The following is a 19,539-nucleotide window of genomic DNA, read 5'->3' on the forward strand; positions in this document are numbered from 1 at the left end:
GGTAGTACGAATGAGAGAGAAAGTAGGGTATTATGGTGTGCTCGGTTGTTTAATAGTATCTATCATTTCAGCACAATTTTTAAAAAGTGAATGGACACCATTTATATTATGTATAGGCATATTCATTTTTGCTCCTTTGTACCGCTGGAAAGAGTGGAAAACGTATAGTCGGAAAAAGAAAATTATTTATAGCATTGAGTTTGTTATTATAATTAGTACAATTCCGTTCTTGCTAAAAAAAGGTTATGAACAAATGAATGACATAGCAATTTTTCAAGGGTGGTTACTTGTTGCAAAATGGTTATACTTACTATTCATTTTAATAGTGGTAACAGCTATTGCTAAAAAAGCAAACAGGAAAATATTTGTAAATGAATAAAAGAAAGTGCCACCGGATAAGGTGGCACTTTCTTATTTTACTGAATGAGCTTTTTGCATCTTTTTTATTAAACGAATTTGTCCACGATGGTTAATTTCATCTTCAAATACGTGGAACCATTTAAAGTAGTTATTTGCTGGTTTGTCATGCCAAAAGTCTGTCGTTTTAAATAACCATTCCTCAGGTAAGGATTGAAAAGTTTCAATTGTTTTAGAGCGTACTTCTTGTAATGTATGGATGTAAAATTCGATGGAGTTTCCTTTTATTTTTTCTCGTCCAATAGCCCCTAACTCTACAGCAGGTAACCAACGTTCTAATTCGGCATCTGTCGGTTCACGATCCTTAAAGGTATGAATTTGGTAATAAAATTCAATAGCAGCCATGTGATATAATAGCATGCCAATTGAATTTGCTTCTTCGTCATATAAATAATCAAGTTCATCAATTGTTAAACCTTCCACTGCTTGCATCGTTGTGTAACGGGCGTAATTCATCATGGAAACAAGTTTTGAAAATTCAAGCTGTAAACCATCTATCTTATCGATTACAAAATTCAATTTAAATTCCCCCTCTTTAAACGAATACTCCAGAGAAGGAATTCTATGTGTAGAGAAAAACTCCTTTTAAAAAGGGCCATGATTTTAACAAGGGATAACAATTAGTTCTCTATTTGATTTTGTAATAACTTCATAGCCTTCTTTTGTAATGACGATATCGTCTTCAATTCTACAACCGCCCCAGTTTGGTATGTAAATGCCCGGCTCAACTGTAACAACCATACCTTCTTGTAAAGTTGCCTTACTTTCTTGGGATAGGCGAAGCGGTTCATGTATTTCTAACCCAAGACCGTGCCCGGTAGAGTGGCCAAAGTATTGACCGTATCCATGTTCTGTGATGTAATCTCTCGTTACATCATCGATACTTTTCGCAGTTTCTCCAGGCTTAATTGCTTCAGTTCCACGTTTTAATGCTTCTCGTACAACATTGTATATTTTTTTGAATTCTTCTGACGGTTCTCCGATCGCTACAGTACGTGTTATATCGGAACAATATCCGTCGTAAAGTGCACCGAAGTCTAATGTAACGATATCGCCTCGTTCAATTATTTTATTTGATGCAACGCCATGAGGAAGAGAAGAACGAACGCCAGAAGCTACAATGATTTGGAATGATGAAGATGTAGCTCCTTTTTTTCGCATGAAAAATTCTAACTCATCTCGTACATCAGTTTCACTTATTCCTGGTTTTAGAAAGGTAAGGATGTGGTGAAATGCTTCGTCAGCAATAGTAGCTGCAATTTTCATTGTTTCTATTTCAGGCGTGTCTTTAATAATACGAATATTTTCGATAATTTCGCACACTTGAATCATTTCCGCATGTACGTATTTTTGTAAGTTTTTATATTGTTGCAATGTCATGTTATTTTCTTCAATTCCAAGTTTTTGAATGTTTAATCTGGATACTTGATTGGCAACTTCTTCTTCCAAATTCCCTTTATGCATAATGATTTCCGCGTCTTTTATTTGTACTTTGGCTTGATCTACATAGCGAAAATCAGTTATGAAAACAGCTTGATCTGCAGAGAGTAAGACGACACCAGCACTACCTGTAAAGCCTGTTGCATATTGGCGATTTTCTTTTTTTGTAATAAGTAATCCGTCAAGTCCATAATGATGTAGTTGATTTTGGATTTTATCAATTTTTAAAGTCACGTTAATTCCTCCTTTTCACAGTATTGAATAAAGCAAATAGCGTGCCAAAATATATATTAGGGAAAATAAACGATTATCCAGCTATTTTGTGGGAGGCGTGCCGTTAATAAAATTCAGATTGCAATTAGTAGGGGATAAAAACATTGACTTGAGTTGAACTTTATATACATACTGTAAAAAAATTTATACAAATGCGTAATGACACTGTCAATCTTTTTGACAATATATAAAATGACAAAAGAAAGATAGTGTGAATTAGTTAACGGATATAGGAACGAATGTGAATGAATATAAAAAATGCGTTGCTATCTAGCAACGCATTTTTTATATTTACGCTTTTAATTTCATTACGATGTCAGCATCTGGTGTTACATATACTGTTTGTTGGTTATCATACGTAACGAATCCAAGCTTTGCACCACTCGGTTTTTTCACATGGCGTATTTTTGTAAAATCAACAGGTACAGAGCTAGACTCTTTTGCTTTACTGTAATAAGCGGCAATTTTTGCAGCTTCTAGTAAAGTTTCTTCAGCAGGTTCTAAAGAACGAATGACAACGTGAGAACCAGGTATGTCTTTCGTATGTAACCAAATTTCATCCCGACGGGCAAATTTCGTTGTTAAATAATCATTTTGCTTATTGTTTTTACCAACGAAAATCTCTGTACCGTCACTAGCTACATATTTATCTAATACTGGTTTTGTAGGCTTTTTCTTTGCATTTTTCGTCTTACGATTACGCACATATCCTTCTTCGGCTAATTCCTCACGAATTTCTTCAATATCTTTTGAAGAAGCAGCTTCCATTTGTTGAAGTAAGCTATCAAAATAAAGAATTTCTTCATTGGTTTTTTCGATTTGTTCTTCTACCATAACAACTGAATTTTTTGCTTTTTGGTATTTTTGGAAATAGCGTTGTGCATTGTCAGACGGTGTTTTTAACGGATCTAATGTGATTTTTACAGTACCGCCATTTTCATCGTAATAATTAACGACCTCAATATCTTTATCGCCTTTTTTCAAAGCGTACATATTGGCTGTAAGTAGCTCTCCAAATAGTTGATATTTATCTGCTTTTCCAGCATCTTGTAATGTTTTTTCAAGTTTAATAAGTTTTTTCTCATTTTTGTTTTTTTCGTTTTGCATAAAGCGTTCTAAATCATGAGCTTGTTGTTTTACACGGTCTCGCTCCGCTTTTCCGAAAAAGAAACGGTCTAACAATTCACTAACAGATGAGAATGTTTTTTCTTCTCCTTGCAAGTGTGTAAGAGGGAAAAGATAAAAGAATTCTTTTCCGTTTGCAGTAATCATTGTTGGTGAATATGTATGAGTTAGTAATGGTTTTTGTATGGAGAAAAACGCTTCAGATAATGCTTTTTCATTTGCCATACCTGCTTTTTTTACAACTTCTTTTGCGAATAATGGGGAAATTCCCATAAATGCTCCGACAAGTTGTTTGTCCATGTTTCCGGATAAAAAGTCTAGCGGTCTAATAAAATCAGCTGCTGTTTCGATAAGAAGCGGATTAACCTTATGTTGTGCTGGAGGGGCAACATATCCAGCTCCAGCATATACAGTACGATGGCGGTTTACCGCTAAAGATATGTGTTTTAAGCTATCTAAAATAACATTTGTTTTCGTATCTACTAAGATAATGTTACTGTGTCGTCCCATTATTTCGATTACTAATGTTTTTAATGATTCGTCTCCGATTTCATTCCGACTGCGAACTGTAATTTGAATAATACGTTCTAAGTCAATTTGTTCAATTTTTTCAATAAATCCGCCTTCTAAATGTTTACGAAGAAGCATACAAAACATCGGCGGTATTGCTGGTGAATCGTAGTTTTGATTCGTTAAGTGCATACGCGCATATGTAGGGTGAGACGAAAGAATTAGTTTTTGGTTCTTTCCGTTTGCTCGAATATGTAATAAAATCTCGTATTTTGAAGGTTGATATATTTTGGAAATTCTTCCTGTGTAAAGAGAATTTGCAATTTCATGTGTAATTGCTCTTGTAAATAATCCATCGAATGCCATAAATGAACACTCCTTTCTAACTAAAAGTTAATTATAGCATTTTTTTGGACGAGGCTGAATAAGCTTTCAATAGAGTATGTCTGGAATCAGGAGGTCGATGGCAGGATGAACTGGTATGGAATGCGGGCACATGAAGTGGAAGAAAGAACGAATACGAATGTAAAAGTTGGACTAACAGAGAAAGAAGCAGAAGGGCGAATTAAGAAATTTGGTACAAATGAATTAGAAGAAGCAAAAAGGCCTTCTGCACTAATGGTATTTTTAGCACAATTTAAAGATTTTATGGTACTTGTTTTATTTGGAGCAACAATTGTTTCTGCATTTTTAGGTGAATATATTGATTCTATAGCTATTGTTGCCATTGTCATTATCAATGGTATTCTAGGTTTTTTTCAAGAAAGAAAGGCTGAAAAATCATTGGAAGCTTTAAAAGAACTAGCCGCCCCACAAGTTACGGTAATGAGGAATGGAAAGTGGGTAAAGGCACCATCTAAAGCACTTGTTTTAGGTGATGTTATTAAATTTTCCAGTGGTGATCGTATTGGGGCTGACGTCCGTCTCGTTGAGGCATCGAGTTTATATATCGAAGAGTCTGCCCTGACAGGAGAGTCAGTACCTGTACAAAAGAAGATAGAAGCATTGCAAGGGCAAGATGTTTCAATTGGTGATCAAAAAAATATGGCTTTTATGGGTACGATGATTACGCGAGGATCTGGAACAGGAGTCGTTGTAGCGACTGGTATGAATACCGCAATGGGCCAAATTGCAAATATGTTGCAAAATGCAGAGCAAATGGAAACACCACTGCAAAGAAGATTAGAGCAACTCGGGAAAATATTAATTATTGTAGCTCTTATTTTGACAGCACTCGTTGTATTAGCAGGTGTGTATCAAGGGAATGAAGTATACCATATGTTTTTAGCAGGTGTATCCTTAGCTGTTGCTGCTATTCCAGAAGGATTGCCCGCAATCGTTACAGTAGCTTTATCACTTGGTGTACAGCGTATGATAAAAAAGAGAGCAATTGTAAGAAAGTTACCAGCTGTAGAAACATTAGGTTGTGCTTCTGTAATTTGTTCTGATAAAACAGGAACAATGACACAAAACAAAATGATGGTAACACATATGTGGTCAGGTGGAGAGTTGTGGAAAGTGACTGGTCAAGGATATGAACCTAATGGATCTTTTATGAAAGGTGAAATAGAAGTTAATCCAGCTAAGACAAAAGCGCTTTATCAGCTACTTACATTCGGTTCACTATGTAACAATGCGAATATTATTCAAAAGAAAAAGGCGTATGTATTAGATGGGGATCCAACAGAGGGAGCACTTGTAGCTGCAGCAATGAAAGCGGGAATAACACGTGATGCACTGAAAGGGAAGTTCGAGATTATTCGTGAGTTCCCATTTGATTCGACTCGAAAGATGATGAGTGTTATTGTCCGTGATCGAGATGGGAAAAAGTTTGTTGTTACGAAAGGAGCTCCAGACGTCCTCCTGCAAATGAGCCAAACAATCTTATGGGGTGATAAGCAGCAACCGATGAGTGAGTTATATAGAAAAGAAGTACAGGCGGCTATTCATAGTTTAGGTAGCCAAGCGCTTCGAACAATTGCGGTTGCATTTAAGCCATTAAAAGTAACAGATTCCACTGAACATGAGAGAGATGTTGAAAAAGATTTTATGTTAATCGGGATACAAGGTATGATCGATCCGCCAAGACCAGAGGTAGCGCAGGCGGTAAAAGAGTGTAAAGAAGCTGGTATTCGAACAGTGATGATTACAGGAGATCATAAAGTAACAGCGATGGCGATTGCGGAACAATTAGGGGTTTTACCACCAGGAGGTCGTGTGGTGGAAGGTGTTGAGCTAGCAAATATGGATATAGAGGAACTAGAAAATGTTGTAGAAGATACTTACGTATTTGCTCGTGTATCACCAGAACATAAATTAAAAATTGTTAAATCATTGCAAAATAAAGGGCATATAGTAGCGATGACAGGAGATGGAGTAAACGATGCACCAGCTATAAAAACAGCGGATATTGGGATAGCGATGGGTATTACAGGAACAGACGTTGCGAAAGAAGCTTCTTCGCTTGTATTGTTAGATGATAACTTTGCGACGATTAAATCAGCGATTAAAGAAGGTAGAAACATATACGAAAATATTCGAAAGTTTATTCGATATTTGTTAGCATCAAACGTCGGCGAAATTTTAGTTATGTTATTTGCGATGTTACTGGCACTGCCATTGCCGATGGTTCCAATTCAAATATTATGGGTGAACTTAGTTACCGACGGTTTACCAGCGATGGCATTAGGTTTGGATAAGGCGGAAGGAGATGTGATGAAGAGAACGCCGCGGCATCCGAAAGAGGGGGTATTCGCCAGAGGGCTTGCCTGGAAAATTATAAGTCGAGGGTTCCTCATTGGAGCAGTGACGTTAGTAGCGTTTATTATCGCATATAATCAACATCCGAATGAACTGAAATATGCACAGACAGTAGCATTTGCGACTTTGGTACTTGCGCAACTTATTCATGTGTTTGATTGCCGAAGTGAACATTCTGTCTTTCATCGCAATCCATTTGGGAACGTGTATTTAGTAGGGGCTGTTATCATTTCATTGTTGTTAATGCTCGTTGTTATTTATTATCCACCGTTACAACCAATTTTTAGTACAATGCCAATACAAGCAAGAGATTGGTTGTTAATTGGAGGTTTGTCATCAATTCCGACTTTCTTATTAGTAGGTTCTTTATTAACAAGGAAAAAAGGTAAGGAGAAAAAGCCACTTTTATATAAGAAGGGATTAAACTTGAAATAGTCAATGATATGAAAATGTGATATAATTTACAGAAGGTAGTAGAGCCTTGTCTCTATTACCTTTTTCATTGAGTTATTTCATGGCTTGGATGTGATAAAAATGATTTCTAGTATGACAGGGTTTGGAAGGTCGAAAGTAGAAAGTGATACTTTTCAGATTACAGTAGAAATGAAATCGGTGAACCACCGTTTTCTTGAGATGAGTATTCGACTTCCGAAGCAAATGATGGTATTTGAAGACAAAATTCGTAAAATAATCGCACAGCAAGTTCGACGTGGGCGCATTGAAGTGTCTATTAGTATAACGGGTGAAGGGCTTGTTGAAAGAAAATTAAGTGTGAATTGGTCGCTTCTCAAGCAGTACCAATCGATGATGGAAGATATAAAAGGAAAATTTCAATTGCAAGATTCTATTACACTTGGGCAATTAATGGCAATGCCAGAAGTAACGGCAATTGAAGAAATAGAAAACGTAAATGAACAATTTGAGAATAGTTTATATGAGGCTGTTCGCCAAGCTGCTCATATGTTGAAAACGATGAGAGATGGCGAAGGAGAACGATTACATAAAGATATGTCGTATCGTTTACAAGAGATTCACAATTGTGTAAATGCAATTATTCCACATGCACCGATTGTTACACAAAAATATCGTGAACGATTAGAAAATCGCTTAAAGGAATTACATAATCAAGATCTAGACGAACAAAGATTGCTAACAGAAGTCGCGATGTTTGCAGAGCGTTGTGATATTCATGAAGAGTTAGTTCGTTTACAAAGTCATTTAGAACAATTTCGTGAAACACTGCAGATTGAAGAGCCTGTTGGAAGAAAAATGGACTTCATCGTGCAAGAGATGCATCGAGAAATTAATACGATTGGTTCGAAGGCAAATGACTTAACAATTTCAAAATATGTTGTAGAAATGAAAAATAACCTTGAAAAAATTCGTGAACAAGTACAAAATATTGAGTAGCTTTCAAAAAATATATAAAGTTATACGTGGTGGAGAAATCGGATAGACTTACTAGGAGGCGCAAACTATGGCCATGCGGTTTTTAAATATTGGATACGGAAATATTGTATCTGCTCATCGAATTATTGCTATTGTAAGTCCGGAGTCAGCTCCTATTAAACGAACAGTACAGGAAGCACGTGAACATAATGCTTTACTAGATGCTACGTATGGGAGAAAAACAAGGGCGGTTATTGTTATGGATGATGGGCATGTTGTATTAAGTCCAATTCAGCCAGAGACGATTGCACATCGTTTGAATAATAAAGAAGATTTAAGTGAGGAAGGGTAGGTTTTACATATTTATGAGAAGTAGAAGAGGATTGCTCATCGTACTTTCAGGACCTTCTGGGGTTGGTAAAGGAACGGTTCGAAAAGAGCTGTTTAGCCATGAGGATACACGTTTTCAATACTCTATTTCAGTAACGACACGTAAGCCGCGTGAAGGTGAAGTAGATGGTGTGGATTATTTCTTTAAAGAGAGAGAAGAATTTGAGGAAATGATTCGTAATGAAAAATTACTTGAGTGGGCTGAGTTCGTAGGTAATTATTACGGAACACCGATTGACTATGTTGAAAAAACATTACAAGAAGGAAAAGATGTATTCTTAGAAATTGAAGTGCAAGGAGCAATTCAAGTTAAGAAAGCTTTCCCAGAAGGTGTATTTATTTTCTTAGCACCCCCAAGTTTATCTGAGCTAAAAAACCGAATTGTCGGCCGTGGTACAGAAACTGAAGATGTTATTGAAAATCGCTTAACTGTAGCGAAAGAAGAAATCGAAATGATGGACGCTTACGACTATGTTGTAGAAAATGATCAAGTTGAATTAGCTTGTGATAGAATTAAAGCAATTGTGGTTGGTGAACATTGCCGCCGCGAAAGAGTAGCAAAATATTATAAAGAAATGACGGAGGGTCTATAATTATGTTAAATCCATCAATTGATTCATTATTAACAAAAATCGATTCTAAATATACACTTGTAACAGTAGCTGCAAAGCGTGCACGTGAAATGCAACTTGCTAACAACTGTGTTATTGAACAGCCTGTTTCTCATAAATGTGTAGGTAAAGCATTAGAAGAAATCGATGTAGAAGTGTTAAAATATGTACCAAGCGAAGGCAAAATAATTGATTAAGATATTATTTTCGACAAATTAAAACATAGACTTTATAATTTTCTATGTAACGGTAACAACCTATTTACAAGTAGGTTGTTATTTTTTTACGATAGGATGAAATATTGGTACTGAAGAGCTGAGAAACCTGTTTCAGTATTATAAGTTTGAAAAAGAAAGAGGACGAGCCATATGCTAAAAGGGAAAAAGATACTCCTATGTGTAACAGGAGGCATTGCGGTCTTTAAAGCGGCTGCGTTAACTAGTAAATTGACACAAGCTGGTGCTATTGTAAAGGTGATCATGAGTGAGTCGGCAATAAAATTTGTTACGCCTCTTACATTCCAAGCACTTTCTCGTCATGATGTATATACAGATACATTCGATGAGAAAGACTCAGCTGTTATTGCTCATATCGATTTAGCAGATTGGGCAGATGTAGTACTTGTTGCACCTGCTACAGCCAATTGTATCGGGAAGTTAGCTGGTGGTATTGCGGATGATATGATTACAACTACTTTATTAGCTACTACAGCTCCAGTATGGATTGCACCTGCTATGAATGTGCATATGTACGAAAATAAAATTGTTCAAAAAAATATGATGACGTTAAAAACGTTAGGATATACATTTATTGAGCCTGGGGAAGGCTTTTTAGCGTGTGGTTATGTAGCGAAGGGAAGACTAGAGGAACCTGAAGCAATTATTGCGCGGTTAGAAGAAGCATTCACGGAACAAAAACCACTACAAGGTAAGAAAATGTTAATAACTGCTGGCCCGACGCGTGAAAAGATTGATCCAGTTCGTTTTATGACGAATTTTTCTTCTGGAAAAATGGGGTATGCGATTGCAGAAGTAGCAGCGAACTTAGGGGCTGATGTCATACTTGTTTCGGGGCCGACGGCATTAAATCCGCCACTACATGTAACAACGATACAAGTGGATTCAGCGCAGGATATGTTAGAAGCAGTCCTTCAACATTATCAAAATGTAGATGTTGTCATCAAAACAGCAGCTGTTGCAGATTATCGCCCGAAATATGTTCATGATAATAAAATGAAAAAGCAGAATGATGATGCTGTAATTGAATTAGAGAGAACGGTAGATATTTTAAAAACGCTAGGTGAGAAGAAGGGTAAACAGTTACTTATCGGTTTTGCTGCTGAAACGACAAACGTAGAGGAATACGCAACGAAAAAGTTACGTGAGAAAAATGCGAATATGATTGTTGCGAATGATGTAAAAGCGCAAGGAGCTGGATTTGGCACAGATACGAACATTGTAACAATGTATAGAAAAGATGGAAAAGTTATTGAGTTGCCACTTTTAACGAAGAAAGAGGTAGCTCGCGAAATATTAAAGCAAATTGAAATGATGTTAGAAGATGATCGTTTATGAAATTTGCAAGTGTAATTGTTGATGTACCTGCCCGTCAGACAGATAGACCGTTTGATTACATTATCCCTAGAAAATGGGAAGATATTGTACAGACAGGAATGCGTGTAGTAGTTCCATTTGGTCCAAGAAAATTGCAAGGTTTTATTATTGAGATTAAAGATTCGGTTGACGTGGAAAGTAAGAAATTAAAGACAATCCATGAAATATTAGATGTAACACCGGTTTTAAATGATGAATTATTAAAGCTTGGATATTGGCTTACAAGTGAAACGTTATGTTATATGATTTCAGCATTTCAAGTCATGCTTCCGACAGCGATAAAAGCAACGTATAAAAAGCGTCTACAACTTCGTAAACAAGAAGAAGTAGCACCTGCAATACTGTATTTATTTCAGGATAAGGAAGCAATCAATTGGGAAGTTATTGAGGCGCAGCCACATTTATACCGCGCTATTCAACAAGAAATTAAAAATGGTACGATGGAAGTCGTATATCAAGTGAAAGATAAAGTGCAGAAGAAGAAACAAAGAGTCGTTCAGCCAGAGTTGCCGGAAGATAAATTAGAATTAGCTGCATTTGAATTGAAAAGTAAAAAACAACAAGATGTACTTTATTATTTTGTGGAAAATTATAAAAGTGTACCGTTGAAATTGTTAACAGAAGAGCTACAAATAACAGATGCTCCAATAAAATCACTTGTTAAAAAGGGGCTAATCTCAGAAAAATATGTGGAAGTATACCGGAATCCGTATGACGATGATGATTTTGAACAAACGAAACCATTTCCACTTACAGAGGAACAAAAGCAAGTTATTACACCTATTTTATCATCAATTACAAATGAAACTTACAATCCATTTTTACTATATGGTGTTACAGGAAGCGGAAAGACAGAAGTATATTTACAATCTATAGCAGCGGTGCTGAAGAAGGAAAAAGAAGCTATTGTACTCGTTCCTGAAATTGCGCTAACGCCTCAAATGGTAGATCGTTTTAAAGGTAGATTTGGCTCGCAAGTAGCGGTTCTTCATAGTGCACTGTCTGTTGGTGAAAAATATGATGAATGGCGTAAGATTTTAAGAAAAGAAGTGAAAGTGGTAGTTGGTGCCCGTTCAGCTATTTTTGCTCCTTTTGAAAATTTAGGGATTATTATTATTGATGAAGAGCATGAATCGAGTTATAAGCAAGAAGATAACCCGAAGTATCATGCAAGAGATGTAGCGGTGTGGAGAGGGCAATATCATAAATGTCCAATCGTTCTTGGAAGTGCAACGCCTACACTTGAATCATTTGCAAGAGCGACAAAAGGTGTTTATGAACTATTAACGATGGAAAAACGTATGAACGAACAAGCTTTACCAACAGTAGAAATTGTTGACATGCGTGAAGAACTTCGCGACGGGAATCGATCGATGTTTTCGAAGGCGTTGCATGAAAAAATAGCAGATCGACTAGAAAAGAAAGAACAAATGGTTCTCTTTTTAAATAGGAGAGGTCATTCAACATTTGTGATGTGTCGTGATTGCGGGTATGTTGTACAATGTCCACATTGTGATATTTCGCTGACGTATCATAAAATGAACCATCGTTTAAAATGTCATTATTGCAGTTATGAGGAGAATATGCCAACTGCGTGTCCAGCTTGTCAAAGTACATATATTCGTTTCTTTGGTACAGGCACACAAAAAGTAGAAGAAGAAATTACAAAACTATTTCCAGAAGCGCGAGTCATTCGAATGGACGTAGATACGACAAGTCGCAAAGGAATGCATGAGAAGTTATTAAAGGCATTTGGTGAAGAGAAAGCAGATATATTACTCGGGACACAAATGATCGCCAAAGGACTTGATTTTCCGAAAGTAACGCTCGTTGGTGTTTTAACTGCAGATACGATGCTTCACTTACCTGATTTTCGGGCGAGTGAAAAAACATATCAATTATTGACGCAAGTAAGTGGACGGGCAGGTAGACATGAATTGCCAGGGGAAGTTGTAATTCAAACGTATACGCCAGAACATTATAGTATAGAGTTAGCAAAGAACCAGCAATATGATGTGTTTTTTGACCAAGAAATGCAAATGAGACGAACAAGACAATATCCACCTTATTACTATGTTGTACTTGTAACGGTATCTCATCCAGAATTATTAAAGGCAGTGCAAGTGACGGAAAAAATTGTCGGTCATTTACGAATGCATTGTTCGCAGCAAACGATGGTGTTAGGGCCAGTTGCTTCAGCAATTCCAAGGATAAAAGATAGATATCGTTACCAATGCATGATAAAATACAAACGGGAACCAAACTTAAAGAACGTGCTCAAAATGGTAAATGAACATTATCAAGCAGAAATGCAAAAAGAGCTACAAATCTCAATTGATTTTAATCCAACAATGTTAATGTAGCGGAGGGAAATATGGCAGTTTTAGAAATAGTAAAGCATCCAAATGAAGTGTTAGAAACACCATGTGAAAGAGTAATTAACTTTGATAAAAAGTTAGTGAAATTGTTGAAAGATATGCATGAAACAATGTTAATGGCGGACGGAGTCGGTTTAGCTGCACCTCAAGTAGGGGTAAGCTTGCAAGTAGCAGTTGTTGATGTCGATGATGATACTGGGAAAATCGAGTTAATCAATCCATCAATATTAGAAAAACGTGGTGAACAAGTAGGTCCCGAAGGCTGTTTAAGCTTCCCGGGACTTTATGGTGAAGTGGAACGTGCAGATTATATTAAAGTAAGAGCACAGAATCGCCGAGGTAAAGTGTTTTTATTAGAAGCGGAAGGATTTTTAGCGCGTGCAATTCAACATGAAATCGATCATTTACACGGTGTTCTATTTACATCGAAAGTGACAAGATATTATGAAGAAAACGAATTAGAATAGGTGTTAAAAGGAGCGGTTTTTAAATGATTAAAGTAGTATTTATGGGAACACCGGACTTTTCAGTGCCGGTGCTTCGTCGTCTTATCGAAGATGGCTATGATGTAGTAGGTGTTGTGACGCAACCAGATCGTCCGGTAGGTAGAAAAAAAGTATTAACACCTACACCTGTTAAAGTTGAAGCGGAGAAACATGGTATTCCGGTGTTACAACCACTGAAAATTCGTGAAAAAGACGAATATGAAAAAGTATTAGCATTAGAGGCGGATTTAATTGTAACAGCTGCGTTCGGTCAGATTGTACCAAACGAAATTTTAGAAGCGCCAAAGTACGGATGTATTAATGTCCATGCCTCTTTACTTCCAGAACTACGCGGTGGTGCACCGATTCATTATGCAATTATGGAAGGTAAAGAAAAAACAGGAATTACAATTATGTATATGGTAGAAAAATTAGACGCTGGTGATATTTTAACGCAAGTAGAAGTGGAAATTGAAGAGCGTGAAACGACGGGCTCGTTATTTGATAAGTTAAGTGAAGCCGGTGCACATCTTCTATCTAAAACAGTACCTTTATTAATTCAAGGTAAGTTAGAACCGATTAAACAAAATGAAGATGAAGTGACATTCGCATATAATATAAAACGTGAGCAAGAGAAAATTGATTGGACAAAAACAGGTGAAGAAGTATACAATCACATTCGCGGATTGAACCCATGGCCAGTTGCATATACGACTTTAGCAGAACAAGTTGTTAAAGTATGGTGGGGAGAGAAAGTTTCTCTAGAAGCGAAAGCTGAACCAGGTACAATAGTTGGTCTTGAAGAAGATGGATTTGTTGTTGCAACAGGGAATGAAACAGGTGTTAAAATTACTGAATTGCAACCGTCGGGTAAAAAGCGTATGAGTTGTTCACAATTTTTACGTGGGACAAAACCTGAAATTGGCACGAAGTTAGGAGAAAATGCATGAGACAAAATGTTCGTGAATTAGCTCTTGATGGTTTAATTCAAGTAGAAAAAAGTGGTGCATATAGTAACTTACTTTTAAATAATCTAATTGAAAAAAATGCAATTGATAGAAAAGATATTGGTTTATTAACTGAAATTGTATATGGAACGATTCAACGTCGTGACACATTAGATTATTATTTACAGCCTTTTTTAAAAAAGAAGGTTGAGGCGTGGGTAAGAGTATTGCTTCGCTTATCTTTATATCAAATGATATATTTGGACCGAGTGCCAGAAAGAGCGGCTATTCATGAAGCGGTTGAAATAGCAAAGCGTCGTGGGCATAAAGGGATTTCAGGCATGGTGAACGGAGTATTGCGTTCAATTCAGCGAGAAGGTGTACCTTCATTAGATGAAATCAAAGATCCAGTGGAACGTCTTGCAATTGCAACGAGTCACCCAGTTTGGTTAGTACAAGATTGGGCATCTGAATATGGTTTAGAGACAGCAGAGAAAATGTGTGAAGTAAACATGTTACCACCAGTACCTACAGCACGTGTGAACGTTGATAAAGTAACGGTAGAAGAAGCAATTGAGTTGTTGGCAAGTGAAGGAATAGAAGCAAAGTCTGGCGATTTGTCAGATGATGCAATTCAAATTGAAAGAGGGAATGTAGCGCATACAGAAGCGTTTAAAAAAGGGTTCCTTTCTATTCAAGATGAAAGCTCTATGCTTGTTGCACGTGCTTTAGAACCGAATGAGGGAGAGACAGTTCTTGATAGTTGTGCTGCTCCTGGTGGTAAAACTACGCATATAGCTGAGCGTTTAAAGGGAACTGGTAAAGTAATGTCTCTTGATTTACACGCGCATAAAGTGCGTTTAATTAAACAACAAGCAGAGCGACTTGGTCTAGAAAATGTAGAAACAAAAGCGTTAGATGCTAGAAAAGTGCAAGAGCACTTTTCAAATGAAACTTTTGATAAAATATTAGTAGATGCACCATGTTCTGGATTTGGGGTAATTAGACGTAAACCTGATATTAAGTTAGGAAAAGATAAAGGCGATAGTGAAAGATTATCGACGATTCAACTTGCGATATTAGAAAAGATAGCACCATTATTAAAACAAGGCGGTCGTCTTGTTTATAGTACGTGCACAATTGAGAAAATAGAAAATGAACAAGTAATAGATAAATTTTTAAAAGAACATCCTGAATTTGAATGGGATACTACGATAAAAGAACGTATGCCAGAAAAATTAAGTCCGTATATTAATGAAGGTCAAGTACAAATTTTACCGCATTATTTTGCAACGGATGGCTTTTATATTGCTTGTTTAAGGAAGAAGGTGTAGCATCATGGAAACGACTGTAAAAAAACAAAAGAAAAATGTAGAAACGAAAAAACCATCAATTTACTCTTTACAACTTCATGAAATGCAAGATTGGTTAAAGGAACAAGGAGAACCGAAGTTCCGTGCTGGACAAATTTTTGACTGGCTATATAAAAAACGTGTAAAAAATTATGAGGATATGTCAAACCTTTCTAAAGGATTGCGTGATAAATTGTCGAATTCCTTTGATATTACTACTTTAAACACGTTAGTAAAACAAACGTCTTCGGATGGAACGATTAAATTCTTATTCCAGTTATATGATGGATATTCTATTGAAACGGTATTAATGCGACATGAATACGGAAATTCTATTTGTGTAACAACACAAGTTGGTTGTCGTATTGGCTGTACGTTCTGTGCTTCTACACTTGGCGGGTTAAAACGAAACCTAGAAGCTGGAGAAATTGTAGCGCAAGTAGTAGAAGTGCAACGCGCGCTTGATGAAACGGAAGAACGTGTAAGTTCTCTTGTTGTTATGGGAATTGGAGAACCATTTGATAACTATGATAATTTAATGGGATTTTTACGCATCACTAACCATGAAAAAGGACTTCATATTGGTGCAAGACATATGACAGTTTCGACGAGTGGTATTATTCCGAAAATTTACAAGTTTGCTGAAGAAGAGTTACAAATTAATTTTGCGATTTCATTGCATGCTCCAAATTCAGAATTACGTTCAAAATTAATGCCGATTAACCGTGCTTATAAGCTACCTGATTTAATGGAAGCTATTAAATACTATGTAAATAGAACAGGGCGTCGTATTACATTTGAATATGGACTATTTGGAGGAGAAAATGACCAAGTTGAGCACGCTGAAGAACTTGCTGCGCTCTTAAAAGGTGTAAAGTGTCATGTGAACTTAATTCCGGTTAACTACGTACCAGAACGTGATTACGTACGAACACCACGTGAGCAAATTTTCTTATTTGAAAAAACGCTTAAAGATCGTGGAGTGAATGTAACAATTCGCCGTGAACAAGGTCACGATATTGATGCTGCCTGCGGTCAGTTGCGTGCGAAGGAGCGCAAAGAAGAGACGAGGTGACGAGATGAAAGCCGTGTTTCTATCGGATAAAGGGAAAGTTCGTCAACATAATGAAGATAGTGCAGGAGTTTTTCACAATTTAGATGGAAATATTTTAGCGGTAGTAGCAGATGGAATGGGAGGTCATCGAGCTGGCGATGTAGCTAGTTCGATGGCCATTCAATTATTCCATGATTATTGGAAGCAAACGCATAATATGAATGAGCCTAAAAAAGTAGAAGAGTGGTTACATACTAGTGTTGGAATTATTAATGAACGCATTTTTGAATATTCTAAACAACACGTAGAGTGTGATGGTATGGGAACAACGATTATCATAGCAATTTGTACGCCTAATTTTGTAACAATAGGTCATATAGGAGATAGTCGTTGTTATATGGTATCAGAGGGAGTAATGTCACTCGTAACGGAAGATCATTCACTTGTAAATGAACTTGTGAGACATGGTGAAATTTCAAAGGAAGATGCAGAATACCACCCGAAAAAAAATGTTTTGTTAAGAGCGCTAGGAACAGAAGAAAAAGTCGGATTAGATGTTAAAACATTGGTACTTGAAGAAGATGATCAATTGCTTCTTTGCTCTGATGGATTGTCTAATAAAGTCCCTATGACTGATATGCAACAAATTTTACAGTTAAATGAACAGCTCGAAGCTAAGGTGCAAAGTCTCATTCAATTGGCGAATGATCGTGGTGGAGAGGATAATATTACTCTTGTTCTTATTGATTATGCGGATTCGACAAACGAAAGTAGGTGAAGTGCAACGTGCTGATTGGAAAACGCTTAAATGACCGTTATAAGCTGCTAAAAATGATTGGCGGTGGAGGGATGGCCAATGTATATTTAGCTCATGATGACATACTCGGCCGAGATGTAGCGGTGAAAATATTAAGACTCGACTATTCCAATAACGAAGAGTTTATTAAACGTTTCCATCGAGAAGCGCAATCTGTTACAACGTTGTCGCATCCAAATATTGTGAATATGTATGATGTTGGAGAAGAAGATGGTATATATTATCTTGTAATGGAGTATGTACCTGGACAAACATTAAAGCAATACATAATTGAGCAAGGGATGTTACCTATAGGGGAAGCTCTTGATATTATGGAGCAATTAACATCCGCCATGGCACACGCTCATCATTTTGAAATTGTGCATCGTGATATAAAACCGCACAATATTTTAATTCGAGCTGATGGAGTAGTAAAAGTAACAGATTTTGGAATTGCGACAGCTACAAGTGCAACAACTATTACACATACAAATTCAGTACTTGGTTCGGTGCATTATTTATCACCAGAACAAGCGCGCGGCGGGATAGCAAATAAACAATCAGATATTTATTCGCTTGGTATTGTTATGTTCGAATTGTTAACAGGAAGACAACCGTTTTCTGGTGAATCTGCTGTTGCAATAGCTTTAAAACATTTACAAAGTGAAATACCGTCTCCAAGAAGATGGAATGAAAATATTCCGCAAAGTGTTGAGAATATTATATTAAAGGCAACTGCTAAAGATCCGTTCCATCGATACCAATCTGCTAATGCGATGAAACGAGATATTGAAACGGCTTTATATCCAGAACGAATTAATGAACAGCCATTTTACATACCAGAAGATATGGAAGCGACGAAAGCGATTCCAATTATCCAACAAGAACAATTATTTGAAAATGTAACTGATGAAACGATTGTTTTAAGTGGAAGTAAAGTGGATGAACCAAAAAGAAAAGAACATACTGAATTAGATAAGAAGAAAAAACGAAGTAATAAATGGATTAAGGTTTTAATTACGACATTTTTACTTTTAGCAATTGGAATAACATTAGCTCTTACTGTTATTCCGGGATTCTTTATTCCGAAAGATGTAAAAGTTCCTGATGTGGCTGGTATGAAATATACGACAGCTGTAAATAAATTGGTAGAAAAAGGTTTTGAAGTGACAGAACCTAATATTGTATATACAGATGATGTGGAAGCTGGAGATGTAATAAAAACTGATCCTGTAGCAGGAAGAGTAGTGAAGGAAAGTTCTAAAATTACTATCTATCAATCAGGTGGAAAAAAGAAAAGTAAGATGAAGGATTTTACAGGTCAAAACTTTGAGAGTGTAAAACCCGAGTTAGAAGAAAGATATAAACAGGTTACTGAAAATTATATTGAAAATGATAAACCAAAAGGTGAAATTGTAGAACAAATACCGACACCTGATCAAATGGTTGTAGAGGCGGAGCAAGAACTGAAAGTTTGGATAAGTAAAGGTCCTTATCAAAATAGACCAGGTGATTTTTCAAGATGGACTGAAAATAGTGCAACTGGTGATTTGAATGAGAGAAAATTAACTCCAGATATAAAACGAGAGTATTCAGATACGGTTGATAAAGGTCTTGTAATTTCGCAATCGCCAAAACCAGGAACTCCGTTAAAAGAAGGAGATAAAGTGACACTTATCATCTCGAATGGCCCTAAGCCGAAAGTAACAAAAACAGTGAAGGTGGATAACATTTCTATCCCATATGAGTCTTCTATAATAGGTGAGAAAAAACCGCAAACAATAGAAATTTATAAAGAAGATATGCAACAAAAGATGGATAGACCAATTGAAACTAGAACGATTTCAGAGTCGGCAACAATTTCTTTAGAATTTGTAATTCAAGAAGGCTCAAAGGGTCACTATAAAATCGTACGGGATGGAGTAACGATTATCAATAAGGAAGTACCGTATCCAACTCAATAATAGTGAATTCCATTTTCTTTTTATAGAGAATGGAA

At 36.5% G+C, this 19,539-nt stretch carries 17 protein-coding genes; 14 read left to right on the forward strand and 3 right to left on the reverse strand.

Annotation, left to right across the window (positions count from 1 at the left end; all coding sequences use genetic code 11):
• Positions 1-10: 10 nt before the first annotated feature.
• The gene (locus tag JDS98_RS17860; protein WP_001208472.1) at positions 11-379 is read left to right on the forward strand and encodes a YoqO family protein; all 369 of its coding nucleotides are present in this window, start codon (positions 11-13) and stop codon (positions 377-379) included.
• Between the two features lie 32 nt (positions 380-411).
• On the opposite strand, the gene JDS98_RS17865 is transcribed toward JDS98_RS17860, so the two are convergent.
• From JDS98_RS17865 to JDS98_RS17875, 3 genes are all read right to left on the reverse strand, one after another.
• Positions 412-936, reverse strand: a complete 525-nt coding sequence (locus tag JDS98_RS17865) for a DinB family protein (protein WP_097956952.1) — start codon at positions 934-936, stop codon at positions 412-414.
• Between the two features lie 84 nt (positions 937-1,020).
• Entirely contained in the window at positions 1,021-2,091 is a 1,071-nt protein-coding gene (locus tag JDS98_RS17870) for a M24 family metallopeptidase (RefSeq protein ID WP_000172783.1), read from the reverse strand.
• Between the two features lie 330 nt (positions 2,092-2,421).
• Positions 2,422-4,131, reverse strand: coding sequence for an Rqc2 family fibronectin-binding protein (locus JDS98_RS17875; RefSeq protein ID WP_097956953.1), 1,710 nt, complete (start codon positions 4,129-4,131; stop codon positions 2,422-2,424).
• A gap of 105 nt (positions 4,132-4,236) precedes the next feature.
• Here JDS98_RS17875 and JDS98_RS17880 point away from each other — a divergent pair, with 105 nt between their 5' ends.
• The 13 genes from JDS98_RS17880 to prkC all read left to right on the forward strand — a co-directional run bounded on the left by JDS98_RS17880 (position 4,237) and on the right by prkC (position 19,504).
• Positions 4,237-6,960: a calcium-translocating P-type ATPase, SERCA-type gene (locus tag JDS98_RS17880; protein ID WP_001104768.1), complete on the forward strand. Its 2,724-nt coding sequence runs from the start codon at positions 4,237-4,239 to the stop codon at positions 6,958-6,960.
• A gap of 99 nt (positions 6,961-7,059) precedes the next feature.
• A complete protein-coding gene (locus JDS98_RS17885) occupies positions 7,060-7,935 on the forward strand; it encodes a YicC/YloC family endoribonuclease (RefSeq protein ID WP_087969798.1) in 876 nt (291 codons plus the stop codon).
• 67 nt (positions 7,936-8,002) lie between these two features.
• Positions 8,003-8,266 (forward strand): extracellular matrix/biofilm regulator RemA, encoded by a 264-nt coding sequence (gene remA, locus JDS98_RS17890; RefSeq protein WP_001251456.1) that lies wholly within the window; start codon positions 8,003-8,005, stop codon positions 8,264-8,266.
• Positions 8,267-8,279: 13 nt separating this feature from the next.
• Complete coding sequence (gmk, locus tag JDS98_RS17895; RefSeq protein ID WP_001257739.1) at positions 8,280-8,897, forward strand: guanylate kinase; 618 nt, start codon at positions 8,280-8,282, stop codon at positions 8,895-8,897.
• Between the two features lie 2 nt (positions 8,898-8,899).
• Complete coding sequence (rpoZ, locus tag JDS98_RS17900) at positions 8,900-9,112, forward strand: DNA-directed RNA polymerase subunit omega (protein ID WP_000933967.1); 213 nt, start codon at positions 8,900-8,902, stop codon at positions 9,110-9,112.
• Positions 9,113-9,283: 171 nt separating this feature from the next.
• A complete protein-coding gene (gene coaBC / locus JDS98_RS17905; protein WP_199634166.1) occupies positions 9,284-10,489 on the forward strand; it encodes a bifunctional phosphopantothenoylcysteine decarboxylase/phosphopantothenate--cysteine ligase CoaBC in 1,206 nt (401 codons plus the stop codon).
• Positions 10,486-12,891, forward strand: coding sequence for a primosomal protein N' (gene priA, locus JDS98_RS17910; protein ID WP_199634167.1), 2,406 nt, complete (start codon positions 10,486-10,488; stop codon positions 12,889-12,891). The genes coaBC and priA overlap by 4 nt, the downstream gene beginning before the upstream one ends.
• An 11-nt stretch (positions 12,892-12,902) precedes the next feature.
• Complete coding sequence (gene def, locus JDS98_RS17915; RefSeq protein WP_000279472.1) at positions 12,903-13,373, forward strand: peptide deformylase; 471 nt, start codon at positions 12,903-12,905, stop codon at positions 13,371-13,373.
• A 23-nt stretch (positions 13,374-13,396) separates the two neighbouring features.
• Positions 13,397-14,341 (forward strand): methionyl-tRNA formyltransferase, encoded by a 945-nt coding sequence (gene fmt / locus JDS98_RS17920; RefSeq protein WP_000598798.1) that lies wholly within the window; start codon positions 13,397-13,399, stop codon positions 14,339-14,341.
• Positions 14,338-15,672, forward strand: a complete 1,335-nt coding sequence (rsmB, locus tag JDS98_RS17925; RefSeq protein ID WP_097956954.1) for a 16S rRNA (cytosine(967)-C(5))-methyltransferase RsmB — start codon at positions 14,338-14,340, stop codon at positions 15,670-15,672. The genes fmt and rsmB overlap by 4 nt, the downstream gene beginning before the upstream one ends.
• A 4-nt stretch (positions 15,673-15,676) precedes the next feature.
• Positions 15,677-16,765 carry a dual-specificity RNA methyltransferase RlmN gene (gene rlmN, locus JDS98_RS17930; RefSeq protein WP_000450536.1) on the forward strand — a complete coding sequence of 363 codons (1,089 nt, stop codon included), beginning with the start codon at positions 15,677-15,679 and terminating at the stop codon, positions 16,763-16,765.
• Positions 16,766-16,769: 4 nt separating this feature from the next.
• A complete protein-coding gene (locus JDS98_RS17935; RefSeq protein ID WP_000648690.1) occupies positions 16,770-17,522 on the forward strand; it encodes a Stp1/IreP family PP2C-type Ser/Thr phosphatase in 753 nt (250 codons plus the stop codon).
• 8 nt (positions 17,523-17,530) lie between these two features.
• Positions 17,531-19,504: a serine/threonine protein kinase PrkC gene (gene prkC, locus JDS98_RS17940; RefSeq protein WP_199634168.1), complete on the forward strand. Its 1,974-nt coding sequence runs from the start codon at positions 17,531-17,533 to the stop codon at positions 19,502-19,504.
• Positions 19,505-19,539: the final 35 nt, after the last annotated feature.

Origin of the sequence: Bacillus cereus group sp. N11 (assembly GCF_016483605.1) — a bacterium.
GTDB classification, from domain to species: domain Bacteria; phylum Bacillota; class Bacilli; order Bacillales; family Bacillaceae_G; genus Bacillus_A; species Bacillus_A toyonensis.